This is a genomic window from Pseudogemmobacter sp. TB195 (assembly GCF_058313095.1).
In genome coordinates, this window is sequence record NZ_JBZEGG010000013.1 from 158600 (window position 1) to 175186 (window position 16587).

Sequence of the window (16587 nt, forward strand, 5' to 3'; positions counted from 1 at the left end):
GTGAACTGAAACCGCCGGTCCCGCCTTTGCGGGGCCGGCATTTGTTCGAAAAGTGCAAGCAGGCATGGGTCGTCTCTCCTCCGACATCACCATTATCGGCGCCGGTGTGATCGGCCTCACCATCGCCGCGCGGCTGATCGCCGAGGGGCGCGAGGTTACCCTGATCGAGCCGGGTGAGCCGGGCATGGGCGCCTCATATGGCAATGCCGGCACGGTGGCGGATTATGCGGTGGCGCCGGTTGGCACGCCGGATGTGCTCAAATCCCTGCCCTCGCTGCTTTTTGACCGCAATTCACCGCTGGCGATCCGCCATTCGGCCCTGCTTTCACTGACGCCATGGCTGGTGAAATTCGCGCGCCAGTGCCTGCCCGGCCCGGCACAGCGCAATTCGGCGGCGATTGCGGGGCTGCTTGCCGGCGCCAATCCGCTGTGGAAAGCGCTGGCGGCCGAGGCGGGCGCCACCGATCTGATCCAGCCGCGTGGCTGCCTCTACATCTTCCGCCAGGAAAACCAGCTCGCTCCCGCCAGGATCGAGATGGAGGAGCGCCGCAGGCTCGGTGTTCAGGTCGAGATGCTGACCAGCGGGCAACTCGCCGGGCTGGAACCGGGCCTGCCCTTCCATGCCGGTGCCGCCTATTTCCCACAGGCGATTTTCCTCTCGGATCCCGGGCGGATGATGCAGCGCCTGGCTGCATTTGTGATGCAGCGCGCGCATCTGATCCGGGGCCGCATCGACCAGCTCCGCCGAGACATCACCGGTGTTGTGCTGAGTGGCCGCTCCGATGATGGCAGCCCTTTGCAGATCCTCTCGCGCCGGGTCGTCATCGCCGCCGGCGCGCATTCGCGCGCCCTCGCAGCCCAGGCCGGCGACCGGATTCCGCTAGAAACCGAACGGGGCTACCATGTCGAATGGGATATGGCCGAGCTGCCGCTCACCCGCCCCGCCTGCGTGACCGAACGCGGGTTTTACCTGTGCCCGATGCAGGGGCGGCTGCGGGTGGCGGGCACGGTCGAGCTTGGCGGCCTCAGCCTGCCCCCCTCGCCGCATCGCATCGCGAAACTGGTCGAGGGCGCGCGGGTGCTGTTTCCGGACCTGCCGGCCCCCTCGCGCAGCTGGATGGGGTTTCGCCCTTCGATCCCCGATTCAGTGCCGGTGATCGGCCCGTCGAAAGGCGGCGCCGATGTGCTCCTGGCCTTCGGGCATGGGCATATCGGCCTGACGCTGGCGCCAAAGACCGCCGATCTGATCACCGACCTGATCCAGGGTCGCAGCCCGGGCGCGGAACTCACCCCCGCATTGCCGTCGCGATTCTAGGGACGGCCCCGCCGAAGCGGTGGCTTTCCCTTGCCGCAGCCAGCGGCTAGCATGAGCCCAGTTCAGACAAAGCGGCCATGTATTATCTGTTCGAACATTTCCTGATCGTGTCTGGCGTCCTCGCGGTTGCGAGCGCCATGGTGCTGGCGTTGCAGCCGCGCCGCACGCCGCAAAGTTCCGCCGCCTGGATCCTGTTCATCATCATGCTGCCCTATGTCGCGGTGCCGGTGTTTCTGGTTCTGGGCTTTCGCAAATCGGGCCGCAGCTTTCCTGCGATCCGCTTTTCGCCACATCCCGCCCTGCCCGAGACCGAGCCACCACCGCTTGCGCATATCTTCACCAGTCTTGGCGCGCCGCCTGCGGTGGGCGGCAATCTGATCCGCCTGCACGAGACACCAGAGGCCGCAAGCGCCGCGCTGGATGAGGTGATCCTGGGCGCAAAGGCGCGGCTGGATATCCTGATCTATGTTCTGGCCCGCGATGAAAGCGGCTACCGCTTTCTCGACCTTCTCAGGCGCAAGCTGCATGAAGGTGTCAGGGTGCGGCTCTCGGTCGACTGGCTTGGCAGCCATTCCCGCCCGCGCCGCGCGCTGCGCGAATTCGTCGCCGCCGGGGGCGAGCTGCGCTACTTCTCGCCGCTCGACCATCTGACCGACACCGCCCATCTGAACCTGCGCAATCACCGCAAGATGGTGATCGCCGATTGTGCCCTTGTCTGGTCGGGCGGGCGCAATGTCGGCGACGAATATCTCGCCTCGCCGCCCGGCAAATGGGTGGATCTGAGCTTTACCGCCGAGGGCCCGGTGGTCGACAGTTTCAACGCGGTCTTCGCCTCGGATTGGGAAGTGGCGGGCGATCCCCTGTCTGATCCGGTACCTCCCGCCGTCGCACCTCGCGGTGAGGCGCTGTTGCAGCTGGTCCCCGCCGGGCCGGACGAGCCGCAGGATGTGCTCCATGACGGGCTGGTCGCCGCGATCTATCGCGCCCGGAGCCGGGTCTGGATCGCGACACCCTATTTCGTGCCGACCGACGCGCTGGCCCAGGCGCTCGCGACGGCGGCGCGCAGCGGGCTCGATGTCCGGGTGTTTCTGCCGCGGAAATCAAACCAGTGGACCACCGATCTGGCGCGCGGCCCCTATATCCGCGCCTTGCAACCAACGGGCGTCGGCTTTCACTTTTTCCGCCCCGGCATGATGCATGCGAAAGCCGGACTGATCGACGATGGCTGCTGGATCGGATCGGCGAATTTCGACGTCCGCTCGATGCTGCTGAATTTCGAACTGGCGGTGATGGCCTGGGACCCGGCCACCGCTTCGGCCATCAGCCGCTGGTTCGACCGTTTGCTGCCCGATTGCGATGACAGCCTGCCCGCCCCCGGTTTCTTCCGGCGCCTGACTGAAGGCGTCTTCCGTCTCGGAGCGCCCATCCTGTGACTGACACTTCCCTGCGCATCGCCAGCTACAATATCCGCAAAGCCCTTGGTACCGACCGGCGGCGCGATCCGGCGCGGGTCTTGCGGGTGATCGCCGCGCTCGGCGCTGATGTGGTCGCGCTGCAGGAGGCCGATCTGCGCCTCGGCCAGCGGCGCCCGATCTTTGACGAGGCCGAAGTGTTTCGCCGCACCGGCCTGCATCCGGTCCGTTTTGATCATGGCCGCGACAGCCTGGGCTGGCACGGGAATGCGCTGCTGGTCTCTCCCGGGTTCAGGGTGATCTCACAAAGCCATCACGACCTGCCGGGGCTGGAGCCGCGCGGCCTCGTCTCGGCTTTGCTCGAACGCGACGGCCGGCGCCTGCGGGTCACCGGTGTGCATCTGGGCCTCTTGCGCCATTCGCGGCGCAGGCAACTCTCGGCGCTGCTGGATATGCTGCCTGAAGAAGAAGACACCGCCATGCTGATCGCCGGCGATTTCAATGAGCGTTCGCTGGAAGTGGGTCTCGGGCGGCTGTCGAAACGGTTCCGGATCCTCTCCGGTGGCCCGACCTATCATTCCCGCCACCCGGTCTTTGCGCTGGACCGTATCGCGATCTCGGAGGGGTTCACCATGGCCGAGGCCTCTGTCCATCGCAGCCCCGAGGCCAGCCGCGCGTCAGATCACCTGCCCCTGGTCGCAGATTTGCGCCTGTCGCATATGGCCGACGGTGGCGCAGATATCTCTCAGCTGCTGTAACCGAAGCACTTCTGATAGGCGACAAGCGCCTCTCCCGCAGCGATATCATTGATGATGTCGGCAGCATCGGGCGGCAGGACGCGGGCCTCGCCCTCCAGCCTGCGCTTGACTTCATAGCCGCGTCCAAAGCTCTCGAAGCCCGCGAAAGGGTCACCATCAAGCGGCCAGTCCAGCCAGTCACCGAGACTGCGTTGCGCGGCCGGATCCAGCATCAGCTCTTCGAACCGACACACTCTGAGCCGGTCACCATGCATTCCGGCAAGCGATAACAGCGAGAGCGTTGCCGTCTGCAAATAGGCTTCGATCCAGGCGCGCCCATGGGTGGCTTCGGTATTCTGCCGGCTCTGTTTTTCAAGCAGGCTGCGGATGACATCTCGTATATCGCGCACGAGGACGATGATCTTCTCGGGTCGGATGGTTACAATGGTTGGCTCATGAAAATCGCCGCGCACCTCTTTCACGCCCCAGGCGTCGAGACCTGCCAGATGCGGCGCCAGAAAATCGGTATAGCGTCTCACAAACCCTTCATGGTTGCGCTGTGCGGGCGGTAAAAACCAGTCGGTGTCACGGTCCTCCCAAGCGAATTCTCTCCATCTCGCCCGGATGGTCTTCGACATTACCCCATGGATGAACCAGGGCTCACTCAGCAGCCAACGCTTCGGCGGCGTTGTCAGCATATTGGACAGCGCTGTGCTCCCCGAGCGCCCCATTGCAGCAATATAGAGCTTTGCGCTGAAAAGCGGAGGATCTTCACCGCTCAGAAATCCGGTCTCTGCCATCGGTAAACTTGGCCCCTCTTTCGCCCGGCTGTGTCAACGATATGGCAAAGCCCGTGATCAGCCCTGAAAGCCTCTGTCTTACATCATCCCCGGGACAACCTGATCCGGCGGGCGGTGGCCATCAGCGAAGGTCTTGATATTGATCAGAACCTTCTCGCCCATCTCGATCCGCCCCTCGATGGTCGCCGATCCCATATGCGGCAACAGAACCACATTCGGCTCTTCGCGCAGGCGCGGGTTGATCTCATTGCCGCGCTCATAGACGTCGAGGCCCGCGCCCGCGATCTCGCCGGCGCGCAGCGCTCGGGTCAGCGCATTCTCGTCGATCACTTCGCCGCGCGAGGCATTCACCACCACCGCCGTGGGCTTCATCAGCTTGAGGCGGCGCGCGTTCAGCAGATGAAAGGTCGAGGGCGTATGCGGGCAATTGATCGAGACAATATCCATCCGGGCGAGCATCTGGTCGAGGCTTTCCCACCAGGTCGCCTCCAGCTCGGCCTCGATCTCGGGGCGCACGCGGCGGCGGTTGTGGTAATGGACCTGACAGCCAAAGGCGCGGGCACGCCGCGCCACGGCCTGACCAATCCGCCCCATGCCCAAAATCCCCAGGCGCTTGCCCGCGAGCCGCGAGCCAAGGAAGGCCATCGGCGTCCAGCCCTCCCATTTGCCACTGGCCATCGAGGCGATGCCTTCCGGGATGCGCCGCGTCACCGCCATGATCAGCGCCATGACCATATCGGCGGTGTCCTCGGTCACCACACCGGGGGTATTCGAGACAAGAATGCCGCGCGAGCGCGCCGTGGCCACGTCGATATGATCGACCCCCGCGCCATAATTCGCGATCAGTTTCAGCCGGTCCCCCGCCTGGCCGATCAGCCCTGCATCAATCTGGTCGGTGATCGTCGGCACCAGAACGTCGCAGCTCTGCATCGCGGCCAGCAATTCATCGCGGGTCATTTTCACATCCGGATCCCGCAGCCGGACGTCGAACAACTCCTTCATCCGGGTCTCGACCGGCTCTGGCAAGCGTCGCGTCACGACAACAGTCAGGCGTGGCGATGGCATGGCGTCTCCCTCAACTCTTCCATCAGGCGCGTCTTGGGTGCACAGTGGGGTCAAGCGTGGCGGACCACAAGCCCCCGTCTCTGAGGTCATAAAAAATGCGGGGTGACAGCCCGCAAGAGCAGGCAACGGATATGAGCATCGCATCTTTTAAGAACGGCCAGAAGCCGGAGCAGATGAGCCGCCAGACCAGACACCCGATGCTGGCGGCGGTCCTGTTGTCTGCCTCCCTCGTCCTGACCGGCGCGCCGAAAAGCGCGAATGCCGATGAAGCCACCGAAACCGCGATCGAAACCGCAGTGGCCGCCACCTCGTCCGCAGCGGCTTCGGGCACCTCCGGCACCGCCCCTACCGCGCGCACGGTCAAGGAATGCAAGCCCGGTATCGGCTGCGTCACCAATCTGCCCTTGCCGCGCTATGTGTCGCTCAAGGGCGATCAGGGCAATGCGCGGCGCGGCCCCGGGCTCACGCATCGCATCGACTGGGTGTTCACCCGGCCCGGGATGCCGCTGCGGGTGACCGCTGAATATGAGAACTGGCGCCGCGTTGAAGACCAGGACGGCGCCGGCGGCTGGGTGCATTATGCACTGCTTTCAGGGGTACGCTCGGTGCTGATCACCACCGATATGGCCGAATTCCGCGACGCGCCGCGCGCGGATGCACGGGTCAGCGCCCAGGCCGAAATGGGCGTGGTCGCGCGTGTCCTGCAATGCGACGCCGAATGGTGCCGGATCTCGTCTGGCGGCGAGCGCGGCTGGGTGCAGAAGACTGCGATCTGGGGCGTCGACCCGGACGAAACCATCGAATAATCACGCTCGGACAGCGCCACCACCCTCTGGCCGGCCTGCGCCTCCGGCAGGCGTATTTTTGTCAGGTGGATGTCACATTCCACTTGATAAAAATACCCCGGAGGAGGCATCCGCCAGGATGACGGGGTCAGTGCCTCCCTTCAACGCCCCCACTTCAACGCCCCTCTGCGACGCCCTCCACAGGAGCCTGACATGCGAGAGAAAGACACCCGAACCGGGCTGAGCCTTTCCGCCGGCATCGCATCGGTGGTGGTCGCGTCGGTCCTCGTCGGGCTGAAGCTCTGGGCGGTGGTGGCGACTGGCGCGCTTTCGGTTGCCGCCTCGCTGGCCGATAGCGCGGTGGATCTGGTGATGTCGCTCGCGGCCGCCACTGCGATCCTTTACGCGGCGCGCCCGGCGGATGAGGATCACGCTTTCGGGCACAGCTCAGCCGAAGACCTGACCGCGCTGGCACAGGCGCTTCTGATCACCGGCTCGGCCGGCTACATCGCCTGGTCTGCCCTGGACCGGCTGCTCAATGGCGGCGTGGCGGGCCTCGGCGCCGAGGGAACCGGCACTCTGGTGATGGTCGTCTCGATCCTGCTCACGCTGGTGCTGGTCTGGTGGCAGGGGCGGGTCGCAAAGCTGACCGGCAACCGCGTCGTGGCGGCTGACCGGCTGCACTATCTTGGCGATCTGATGCCCGCGGTCGGCGCGGTGATCGCCTTGCAGGCCTCGCAGCACCTTGGCATCACGGGGCTCGATTCCTGGGTCGCGCTGCTGGCCGCCGGGGTCATGCTGATCGGCGGGGTGCGTATCGGCAAATCGGCCTGGGATGCGCTGATGGACCGCCGCGCCGATCCCGAGATCATCCGGGGCATCGCCGAACTGGCCGGGAGCTGGCCCGGTGTGCGCGGTTTTCACGACCTCAAGACCCGCACCAGCGGCAGCCGGATCTTCGTCAACCTCCATATCGAGCTCGACGGCGATCAGAGCCTGCGCGAGGCCCATGACATCGGTGCCGCACTGCGCCGTGAGATCCTGCGGCGCTGGCCCGGTTCAGATGTGATCATCCACAAGGATGTCGCGGCTGCGGATGGCCGGCCCGGCACCTGAGCCTTCGCGCTGAGCTTTCTCCGCCTCTGGCGGGCCGGACTGCGATCACAGCAATCCCGAAACCGGTCAAGCAACGATCTTGCCGCGCAATGCTGGCTGTGTAAAATAGGCAATTATCCGATCGTGTAATTCCCGGCGGATCCCGTTCCCTGCTGCCGTCACAGAAAGGCGCCGATGACCAGTTCCGACAGAGCGGATAAGAGAACCGCCCCGCCTGGTGACATGCGCCAGTCCGGCTCTGAACGCCGCCCCTATATTCGTGACACCGAAGAAAACCGCCGCGAAGCGCTTGTGGCAGCGGTGCAGGCTCTGGTGGCCGAGGGCGGGCGCCCGGCGGCAACGGTCAGGGCGATTGCGGCGCGGGCGGGGGTCACGCCGGGGTTGATCCGTCACTACTTCGGATCAAAAGAAGATCTGTTGCGCGCAGCCTATGTCGCGCTGATGGATGGTATGACCAACAAAGGCGAAGAGGCACTTGCCGGCGCGGGTGCCGCGCCGGCCGAACGGCTGGCGGCCTTTATTGCCGCGTCCTTACGCCCGCCGGTGCTGGATCCGAAGGCAGTCGGGCTCTGGGCCGGTTATCTGCACCAGGTTCAGTCTGATCCGGGGCTTCTGGCGCAGCATGAGAGTTCATATCTGCAATTTCGAGACCGCCTGCAGCAGCTGATCACCGATCTTGGCCGCCCTGTCACGGATGGGCAGCTGCGCCAGGAGGCCATTGCCTGCAATGCGGTGCTTGACGGGCTCTGGCTCGAAGGTTCGGTTTTGCCCGGTCACTTCGCTGAAAGCGAGGTGATCCAGATCGGGTTGCGCTCAGTCGGTGCCATTCTGGGCGTCACGCTCGCAGTCTTTACCCCCCCGCCGGCAGGCAGCTCAGACCAGGAGAGAAATGATGCGTTATTCCGCGGTATATGAACGGCTGTCCGGCCTTGGTTCGGCGAAATGGGCGGTGCATCGCCTCGCGCGCGAGATGGCGGAGGAAGGGATCCCGGTCATCGAGCTTACCATTGGCGAGCCGGATTCCCCCACGCCCCCCGAACTGATCGAGGCCGCGAAATCCGCGATGCGCCCCGGGCGCCTGGGCTATTCCGATGGCAGAGGCGAGCCCGGCCTGCGCGCGGCACTGGCGAAACGTTACTCGGAACGGCGCGGCCGCGAGATCGATCCCGATCAGGTGATCTGCCTTCCGGGAACCCAGACCTGTCTCTATGGCATCCTTCGCACCCTTGTCGAAAGCGGCGATGAGGTGCTGATCGGCGATCCGATGTATGCGACCTATGAAGGGCTGATCCGCCAGACCGGGGCCAGACCGGTGCCGGTGGCGCTGCGCCCCGAACATGGCTTCCGGATGCGGGCGGCGGATCTGGCGGCAAAGATCACGCCGGCGACCCGGGTGATCTTCCTTAACACGCCCCATAATCCGACCGGTGCCGTGCTGAGCCGCAAGGACATCGCGGAAATCGGCGCGCTTGCGGTTAAACATGATCTCTGGATCGTCTCGGATGAGGTCTATGAGGATCTGATTTTCCCGGGCGTCACCTTCACCTCGCCGCTTGACCTGCCCGAACTGGCAGAGCGTGTCATCTGCGCCGCCTCGATCTCGAAATCGCATGCTGCACCGGGCTTCCGGTCGGGCTGGGTGATCGGGCCGCAGGAATTCACCGCCAGGCTGCTGCCGCTTTCCGAAATCATGCTGTTCGGCAACCAGCCCTTTCTGGCTGACATGACCGAACTTGCCGTTTCGCGGCCTTCGCCGATCGCGGCCGGTATGGTCGAACGCTTCTCGCGCCGGGCGGATCTGGTGGCGAATGCACTGGAGGGTCAGGCGGGGCTGAAGGTTCACCGCCCCGAAGCCGGCATGTTCGCCCTTGTGGATATCCGCACCACCGGCCTCTCGGGCCAGGACTTCGCGCTTGGGCTCCTGCGCGAGCGCCATGTCGCGGTCATGCCCGGCGAAAGCTTTGGCGACGGGCTGGCGGGCTGGCTGCGGCTTTCGCTGACCCAGCCCGATGAAGCCATCGCCGAGGCCTGCACGCAGATCCTCGCCCATGCTCAGGCGCAGATGGCCGCTGCCTGAAGCAGCTGCCCGAACCAGCCATCTGAAAATCCTCAGCTGCGCGCCGCCCTCCGCATCAGCGGCGCCAGCACCAGGATGAACATGAGCATCACGGCGGCAAAGATAAAGGCCGCGCGCAGGCTGAACGTGCCCGCGATAATCCCAAGCGCCGGCGGCCCGACGAAATAGCCGAAATAGCCGTAAAGCGTGGCCCGCGCCACGGCCCGCGCCCGGGTGCCTGCCGCCGAATGCCGCCCGACCAGCGAAAAGGCGGTCGGCGCGATCACCGAAGACCCCACCCCCATGATGATAAACCCGGCATAGGCTGCATTGGGCGTCCCTGCCTGCGACGCGATCAATGCGCCGCAGGCGGCAATCAGCGCGCCGCCCATCAACAGGCGGAACGGGTCCAGCCGCGCGACCAGCCCCTGCCCCATCAGCCGCGCGACCCCCATGGTCAGCGCCAGCACCGCCGGGCCAAGCGCGCCCTCCTCCGGGCTGCCGCCCAGCGTTTTTTCAATATGCAAAGCCGACCAGCCCTCGGCGGCGTTCTCGGTCAGGAACGCAATCAGCACCATGCCGCCGCCGATCAGCGGCACAAGGCCCAGACCCGGCCCGCCGGCCTCGGGCCGTTTCAGCCCGTGAATGGCGCCATCGCGCTCAAAGGTCAGAAGCGCAAAGACCAGCGCCAGCAGCGCCATCGTCCCCAGAACCAGATCCGGCGTCCATCCAAGCCCGCGCAATTGCCCGGTGCAGATCGCCCCGCCGCCATAGCCAAAGGAATAGGCGGCATGGGCAAGGTTCATCAGATGCACCTTGCGCGTGGTTTCCAGCTCCGCCGTGCGGGCATTCATCAGAACATCGGTCAGCCCGGTGCCAAAGCCGCAGACCATCATCGCAAGCGGGAACATCCAGGGCACCACAACCGTTCCCGGCAAGGTGAAAGCCAGTGCCATCGCCCCCGCCGAAAGCGGCAGCGCCACTTTACCAAGACGGTGCCCGATCAGCGGCGCAAGCAGCATGGCCGTCACCGCCGCCAGCGGGGTGAACAGCAAAAGCCCGCCCAGCCGTGCCTCATCGACGCCAAGCTGCGCCTTGAGATCCGGCATCACCGCCGCAAACGAGCCCCAGAGGATCCCCATCGCCGCAAAAGCAAAGACCACCGCCCGCGCGGTGATTACGGTTTTCAGAAAAGACATAGGGGGCCTCCGATCCCCGCCCTTCTGCCAGGCCTGGCCACCCCCGTCCATCCTGTAAGCGACACAGTCCCTGGGGGATTTCGCCCGCGCCTTTCCTCTTGAGCGAAATACGCCCGCCGGAGGCATCCGCCGCCCGTCCCCGCAAACAGGTTTTCCCTTTTCTTCCCCCCGCTTTCCCGCTATAGGCGCGCATCCGCCACGCACCCTTGGAGGGTGGCGGTTTTATCAAATGGAGAATACCAATGGCACGCGAGATCCCTGATCTTCTGGCCGTGGTGCGGACGGGGACAGGCAAGGGGGCCGCCCGTCAAGCCCGTCGTGAGGGCAACGTACCCGGCATCATCTACGGCGACAGCAAAGAGCCGACGCCGATTTCGGTCAATTACAACTACCTGCTGAAGAACCTGCGCAAGGGTCGCTTCCTGCAGACGCTGTTCAACCTCAAGGTTGAAGGCCAGGCTGATCAGCACGTGATCTGCCGCGGCGTGCAGCGCGATGTGGTCAAAGACCTGCCGACCCATGTCGACTTCATGCGCATCCACGACAATTCGCGCATCAACCTCTTCATCCATGTTGATTTCATCAATGCGGATAAAGCACCTGGCATCAAGCGTGGCGGCACCCTGACCGTCGTGCGCGCCGAGGTTGAGCTGGAAGTTGTCGCATCCGACATCCCGGCCCAGATCACCGTGGATCTGGAAGGCAAGCAAATCGGCGATGTGATCCATATCGAAGATGTCACGCTGCCCAAAGGCGTGAAGCCGACCATCGGCCGCAACTTCGTGATCGCGAATATCGCGGCGCCGTCGGGCCTCGCAGCTTCCGCTGACGAAGAAGAGTGATCCTTTCGGATCGCAGAATATGAAACGGGGGGCTTTTTGCCCCCCGTTTTCGTTTTACGAGAATTGCGGCGCGGCTTTGCGGCTCAGGTGCCGATGAACTGTATGGATTCGAAGACTTCCAGTTTCGGGTGTTCCAGGATCACCCCCTTATGCCCGCCGGCCCCGCCATGGGCCGCCCGAAACGCCTCTGATTTCGTCCAGTCGCGAAACGCTGCCTCGCTCTCCCACATCGTATGTGAGGCATAGAGGCGGACACCGTCGGCCTCGGCCCCTTTCATCAGGTGAAAGCTGACAAAGCCCGGCACCTGCGGCAGCTGGCTTTCGCGGTTTTTCCAGATCGCCTCGAATGTGGCCTCCTCGCCCGCCTTCACTTTGAAACGGTTCATGGTGAGATACATGGCTCTTCTCCCTGTCTGTTCAGTTACGGCGCGCTGTCAGGCGCTGCCGATCCGGCGAAACACCACCGTTGCCCCGCGCGAGCCGTCCGGTTCATAGACGAAGCCCTGGCGCAACAGCGCGTCAAAGATCCGCCCGGTGCCCTCTGGCCCATAGCTGCCCGGATGGATTTCCGTCACGATCAGCCGCAGCGAGGCCGGCAGTTCGACCGCCAGCACCTCAAGCTCTGCCCCTTCGATATCACAGCTCAGCACCGTCGGCGCGAGATCGGCCAGAAGCGGCCCGGCGGCATGCGCCGGCACGGTCAGAACCTCGGTGCCGCGCAGCCAGGTCTCGCCCTTTTTCAGCCCTGAAGACCAGAAATTCCCCCTGAGGCCGAATTCGACCACATTGCCCGGCCGGGATGTGCCGACCACCGCGCCATGGATCAGCCGGGCGGCTGGAAAACCGTTCTGGTCCAGCGTGTTGCGCGCCAGCGCAATCGTCGTTTCGCCGGCCTCGACGCCGGTGACATGTTCCGCCCCGACCACCCCGGCAGCAAGCGCGCAAAGAAACCCGATCCCGGCGCCGAAATCCACGAACCGGTCCCCGGGGCGCAAATGTTTCAACAGCGCGGCGGCTTCGGTATTCTCATAGCGGCCAGCCTCCAGCGCGTCCGCAAGGCGCCCCGAGAAAGTCCCCTCGGGCAGGGAAAGCCTGATCCCACGAATGGTGAAATGGGCGAGACCGGCCATATTGCCTCGTAGAGGATGGATCGTGTCAGGTTGAGCGAGGCCCGTTCGGGCGCTATAGGCGAGGCTAAGCGCAATGACGGCCAAGGTCCAGCGCCTCCCGGGCGGGTCCGGGCGATGCGGCGGACAGCTATGGAGACGCGAATGAAACTCTTTGTCGGCCTTGGAAATCCGGGCGCGAAATACGCCGGCAACCGCCATAATATTGGTTTCATGGCGCTGGAACGGATCGCCGCGGATCACGGCTTTACGCCCTGGCGCAAGGCGTTTCAGGGCGAGGTGTCAGAGGGCCGTCTGGGGCGCGAGAAGGTCATCTTGCTGAAACCCGCGACCTTCATGAACCTCTCGGGCCAGTCGGTGCGGGCGGCGGTGGATTTCTACAGGATCGACCTCGCCGATATCACGGTTTTCCATGACGAGCTGGATCTGGCGCCGGGGAAGCTGCGGGTCAAACTGGGCGGCGGCCATGCCGGACATAACGGGCTCAGGTCGATCCATGCGCATCTGGGTGAGACCTATGGCCGGGTGCGGCTTGGGATCGGGCATCCCGGTCATAAGGATGCGGTCGCGCATTATGTGCTGAGTGACTTCAGCAAGGCGGACCAGGGCTGGCTGGATGATCTCTTGCGTGGCATTTCAGATGGCGCGGTGGCGCTGGCAGAGGGCGACGGACAAAAGTTCATGAATGCGGTCAGCCTGCGTACCGCGCCGCCGCGCTCATCTGGCGGAACGGCTTCCGCTGGCCCGGCGGCGGGACCCCCGGGCCGCAAGCTGCCACCTGAGCCGAAACCTGCGCCAAAGCCCGAACCGGAGCCAGATGCGCGCAGCGCCATGCAAAAGCTGATGGATCGCTTTCGCTGAACCCTATGAAATCATAGACCAACGGCCTGCTTTGCCTTATCCCGGAGCAAGGGAAAAGGGAAAGATATCATGACATTCAGCCAGATCATCGTCTCGCAATTCGTGGATCCGTTCCGCATCATCCTGCTGATCGGCCTCGTCTGGACCATGATGCGGACCCGCGCAGCCAGCGGCACGCTGATCCCGCTCGGCGCCGGGATCGTCTTTGTCGCGGTGCTGATCCCGATGACCCTGACGGCTGCAAGCGAGATCCCGGTCCGGGATCAGATCCTCGCGGGCCTCGTGACGAATACGGTGATCACCGGCATCGTCCTTGGGGTCTGGGAAGCGGTGAACCGGGCGCGGCGGCGCTGAGCCTCTCCGGACAGCAAAAGGAAAACGGGCCGGGGAAATCCCCGGCCCGTTTCTTTTGTCGCCTGCGTCAGATTACTGGTTCTGATCCGCGAAGATGTCTTTCTTATGCGTGCCGCCCGGAACAAACAGCGCCCCGATCACCACCGTCATCAGCGCGATGACGATTGCGTACCACAGACCCGCATAGATGTTGCCGGACTGCGCCGAGATCGCGAAAGCGGTCGCCGGCAGCAGGCCCCCGAACCAGCCATTGCCGATATGGTAGGGCAAGGACAGGCCGGAGTAACGGATCCGGGTCGGGTAAAGCTCGACCAGCATCGCCGCAATCGGACCATACACCATCGTCACAAGGATGATCAGATAGGTCAGGGTCAAGACGATGGTGATCTTCTGGCCGGTGAAGATGTCGAAGAAGTTTTGCGCCACAGCCACCGATTCATTCGCCTGGCCTGCAACCGGATAGCCGGCGGCGCTCATGGCGTCGTTCAGCTCTTTGTCGAAACGGGCCTTCTGTTCCGCCGCATCCGCTGCCGAGCCAGAATAGCCCTGGATCTCGGTCTCGCCGATTTTCACCGATGCGATGGTGCCCGCAGGCGCATCGACCGTCTCCGAATTCGCCGAACGCGCGGTCAGACCGGCTTTCAGGATGTCGCAGCTGTTGGTGAATTTCGCGGTGCCGACCGGGTTGAACTGGAACGAGCAGTCAGCCGGGTCTGCGGTCACGGTGATCTGGGTAAGATGCGCATTATAGAGCATCGGGTTCGCGGTCTTGGTCAGGAAGCCAAAGACCGGGAAATAGGTGATCGCCGCGATCAGGCAGCCGCCAAGGATGATCGGCTTACGGCCGATGCGGTCCGAGAGGCGACCGAAGAAGATGAAGCCATAGGTGCCGAGGATCAGCGACCAGGCCACAAAGACGTTGGCCGAGAAGCTGTCGACCTTGATGACGTTCTGCACATAGAACAGCGCGTAGAACTGACCCGAATACCAGACCACAGCCTGGCCTGCGGTCAGACCGAACAGCGCGATCAGGGCGATCTTGCCGTTTCTCCAGTTGCCGAAGGCTTCGCGCAGCGGTGCTTTCGAGGCGGCTCCCTCTTCCTTCATCTTCTTGAAGGCAGGGGATTCGTTCATCGTCAGACGGATATAGAGCGACACCAGCAGAAGCGCGAGCGAGCCGATGAACGGGATCCGCCAGCCCCAGGCGTTGAAGGCCTTCATCATCTGCGGTGTGCCGTCAGCCAGCAGAACCGGCTGGCTTGCCGCGTCCAGCACCGGCTGGTCGGGGAAGTTGCCGTTCACATAGCCCTGCACCATCAGAATGACGATCAGCGAGAGCAGCAGACCCAGCGTCGCCGTGGTCTGGATGAAGGCGGTGAAATAGCCGCGCTGGTTTTGCGGCGCATGTTCTGCCACATAGACCGCCGCACCGCCATATTCACCCCCGAGCGCCAGGCCCTGAAGCATACGCAGGATGATCAGGATGATCGGCGCCGCCACACCCCAGGAGTGGTAGCTGGGCAGGATACCGACGATGAAGGTCGAGAAGCCCATGATCAGGATGGTCATCAGGAAGGTGTATTTCCGGCCGACAATATCGCCGAGCATCCCGAAGACCAGCGCGCCGAACGGGCGCACGATGAAGCCCGCCGCAAAAGCCAGCAGCGCAAAGACGTTGCGGGTGGCTTCGGGGAATGGCGTGAAAAATTGCGCACCGATGATCGCGGCCAGCGATCCGTAGAGGTAGAAATCATACCATTCAAAGATCGTGCCCGCAGAAGAGGCGAGAATGACCTTCTTCTCTTCCCGGGTCATGGGGCGTGAGCGGTCGCGCACGTCCGGTGTTGATGCTGCCATCTGGCTTCCTCCATGTCTGCCGCCCGTTCCGGGTCGGCCTCTCCCTGTTTCCCCCGCCCCCGCGCCGGAAAAGGCGCAAAGACAGACCGGCGCCCGAAAGCGTCATGCGCCCGGACGGTCACCGGCAGATCACCCCGTTACCCGGGGCCCCTGCCAGCCGGCCCCTGGCGGGTCCGGCGGTTTTTGCTTGTGAGCGGCAGCCTGGCTTTCGCGCCCTGATCCTCTGCCGACCACTCCCTTATCCGGTCACCGGGGGCCCTCCTCCGCCCGGAAACCGGTATGTCAGACCGCAACCCGGCCGGTGATCCGGCCCAGCGAAGCGGTCACCTCGGCGATGGGTTGCATCGCGTCGATCTTTTCCAGCACGCCCTTCGCCTCGTAAAAGGCGATCAGCGGGGCGGTCTGTGCGTGATAGGCCTTCAGCCTTTCGCGCACGGTGCTGGCAGTGTCATCGGCGCGGCGCTTCATCTCTGTGCCGCCGCATTTGTCGCAGCTCCCGGCATGCGCGGGCTTGCGAAACCTGTCATGATAGCCCTCGCCGCAGGATCCGCAGGTGTAGCGGCCCGAAACCCGTTCCACCATCGCCTCGTCATCGACCTCAAGACTCACCGCCGCCGTGATCCGCCGGCCCTGCGCCGCGAGCAGCTGGTCCAGTGCCGCCGCCTGGGCCTGGGTGCGCGGAAAGCCGTCCAGGATGATCCCCTTGCCGCAATCGGGCTGCGCCATACGGTCCTGCAGGATCGCCAGCACGATCTCATCCGACACCAGCGCGCCGGCCTCCATCACCGCTTTCGCGGCAAGACCTGCGGGCGTGCCGGCGCTTACCGCGGCGCGCAGCATATCGCCGGTCGAGAGCTGGACGAGGCCATGCTCTTCCTCCAGCATCCTGGCCTGGGTGCCTTTGCCTGCACCGGGCGGGCCGAGGAGGATCAGAACCGGGGTCTCGCGGGTCATCCCTTGTTCATCCTGTTCTCGATGAGGTCCTCGACGACGGTCGGGTCTGCGAGGGTTGAGGTATCGCCCAGGGCGGCAAAATCGTTTTCGGCGATTTTGCGCAGGAT

At 64.3% G+C, this 16587-nt stretch carries 17 protein-coding genes; 10 read left to right on the top strand and 7 right to left on the bottom strand.

The window, feature by feature from the left end:
• The first annotated feature begins 64 nt into the window (after positions 1–64).
• The 3 genes from AC4FS3_RS14880 to AC4FS3_RS14890 all read left to right on the top strand — a co-directional run bounded on the left by AC4FS3_RS14880 (position 65) and on the right by AC4FS3_RS14890 (position 3485).
• Positions 65–1315: an NAD(P)/FAD-dependent oxidoreductase gene (locus tag AC4FS3_RS14880; protein WP_491021216.1), complete on the top strand. Its 1251-nt coding sequence runs from the start codon at positions 65–67 to the stop codon at positions 1313–1315.
• Between the two features lie 77 nt (positions 1316–1392).
• Positions 1393–2748 (top strand): phospholipase D-like domain-containing protein, encoded by a 1356-nt coding sequence (locus tag AC4FS3_RS14885; RefSeq protein WP_491021217.1) that lies wholly within the window; start codon positions 1393–1395, stop codon positions 2746–2748.
• Positions 2745–3485, top strand: coding sequence for an endonuclease/exonuclease/phosphatase family protein (locus tag AC4FS3_RS14890; protein WP_491021218.1), 741 nt, complete (start codon positions 2745–2747; stop codon positions 3483–3485). The genes AC4FS3_RS14885 and AC4FS3_RS14890 overlap by 4 nt, the downstream gene beginning before the upstream one ends.
• Here the strand turns inward: AC4FS3_RS14890 and AC4FS3_RS14895 are convergent.
• Positions 3473–4264, bottom strand: a complete 792-nt coding sequence (locus AC4FS3_RS14895) for a sulfotransferase (RefSeq protein ID WP_491021219.1) — start codon at positions 4262–4264, stop codon at positions 3473–3475. The two genes, AC4FS3_RS14890 and AC4FS3_RS14895, sit on opposite strands and share 13 nt — an antisense overlap.
• Before the next feature lie 78 nt (positions 4265–4342).
• Positions 4343–5329, bottom strand: coding sequence for a 2-hydroxyacid dehydrogenase (locus tag AC4FS3_RS14900; RefSeq protein WP_198838986.1), 987 nt, complete (start codon positions 5327–5329; stop codon positions 4343–4345).
• Between the two features lie 173 nt (positions 5330–5502).
• Between AC4FS3_RS14900 and AC4FS3_RS14905 the strand changes: the two genes are divergently transcribed.
• From AC4FS3_RS14905 to AC4FS3_RS14920, 4 genes are all read left to right on the top strand, one after another.
• Positions 5503–6135 (top strand): SH3 domain-containing protein, encoded by a 633-nt coding sequence (locus tag AC4FS3_RS14905; protein ID WP_491021233.1) that lies wholly within the window; start codon positions 5503–5505, stop codon positions 6133–6135.
• A 192-nt stretch (positions 6136–6327) separates the two neighbouring features.
• Complete coding sequence (locus AC4FS3_RS14910; protein ID WP_491021220.1) at positions 6328–7230, top strand: cation diffusion facilitator family transporter; 903 nt, start codon at positions 6328–6330, stop codon at positions 7228–7230.
• Between the two features lie 174 nt (positions 7231–7404).
• Entirely contained in the window at positions 7405–8145 is a 741-nt protein-coding gene (locus tag AC4FS3_RS14915) for a TetR/AcrR family transcriptional regulator (protein WP_491021221.1), read from the top strand.
• Positions 8123–9307 (top strand): pyridoxal phosphate-dependent aminotransferase, encoded by a 1185-nt coding sequence (locus AC4FS3_RS14920; protein ID WP_491021222.1) that lies wholly within the window; start codon positions 8123–8125, stop codon positions 9305–9307. The genes AC4FS3_RS14915 and AC4FS3_RS14920 overlap by 23 nt, the downstream gene beginning before the upstream one ends.
• A 32-nt stretch (positions 9308–9339) precedes the next feature.
• Here AC4FS3_RS14920 and AC4FS3_RS14925 read toward each other — a convergent pair whose 3' ends face one another.
• A complete protein-coding gene (locus tag AC4FS3_RS14925) occupies positions 9340–10485 on the bottom strand; it encodes an MFS transporter (protein ID WP_491021223.1) in 1146 nt (381 codons plus the stop codon).
• A gap of 242 nt (positions 10486–10727) precedes the next feature.
• Between AC4FS3_RS14925 and AC4FS3_RS14930 the strand changes: the two genes are divergently transcribed.
• Positions 10728–11327 (top strand): 50S ribosomal protein L25/general stress protein Ctc, encoded by a 600-nt coding sequence (locus AC4FS3_RS14930; RefSeq protein ID WP_283178511.1) that lies wholly within the window; start codon positions 10728–10730, stop codon positions 11325–11327.
• Positions 11328–11410: 83 nt separating this feature from the next.
• Here the strand turns inward: AC4FS3_RS14930 and hmuQ are convergent, their stop codons facing one another.
• Positions 11411–11725 (bottom strand): heme-degrading protein HmuQ, encoded by a 315-nt coding sequence (hmuQ, locus tag AC4FS3_RS14935; RefSeq protein WP_283178512.1) that lies wholly within the window; start codon positions 11723–11725, stop codon positions 11411–11413.
• Between the two features lie 36 nt (positions 11726–11761).
• Positions 11762–12541, bottom strand: coding sequence for a methyltransferase (locus tag AC4FS3_RS14940; protein WP_491021224.1), 780 nt, complete (start codon positions 12539–12541; stop codon positions 11762–11764).
• 57 nt (positions 12542–12598) lie between these two features.
• Here AC4FS3_RS14940 and pth point away from each other — a divergent pair, with 57 nt between their 5' ends.
• Both pth and AC4FS3_RS14950 read left to right on the top strand, forming a co-directional pair.
• Positions 12599–13315, top strand: coding sequence for an aminoacyl-tRNA hydrolase (pth, locus tag AC4FS3_RS14945; protein ID WP_491021225.1), 717 nt, complete (start codon positions 12599–12601; stop codon positions 13313–13315).
• 69 nt (positions 13316–13384) lie between these two features.
• Entirely contained in the window at positions 13385–13669 is a 285-nt protein-coding gene (locus AC4FS3_RS14950; protein ID WP_283178515.1) for a hypothetical protein, read from the top strand.
• Between the two features lie 72 nt (positions 13670–13741).
• On the opposite strand, the gene AC4FS3_RS14955 is transcribed toward AC4FS3_RS14950, so the two are convergent.
• Both AC4FS3_RS14955 and AC4FS3_RS14960 read right to left on the bottom strand, forming a co-directional pair.
• Positions 13742–15526, bottom strand: coding sequence for an MFS transporter (locus AC4FS3_RS14955; protein ID WP_491021226.1), 1785 nt, complete (start codon positions 15524–15526; stop codon positions 13742–13744).
• Positions 15527–15808: 282 nt separating this feature from the next.
• Complete coding sequence (locus AC4FS3_RS14960) at positions 15809–16480, bottom strand: adenylate kinase (RefSeq protein WP_491021227.1); 672 nt, start codon at positions 16478–16480, stop codon at positions 15809–15811.
• Between the last annotated feature and the right edge of the window lie 107 nt (positions 16481–16587).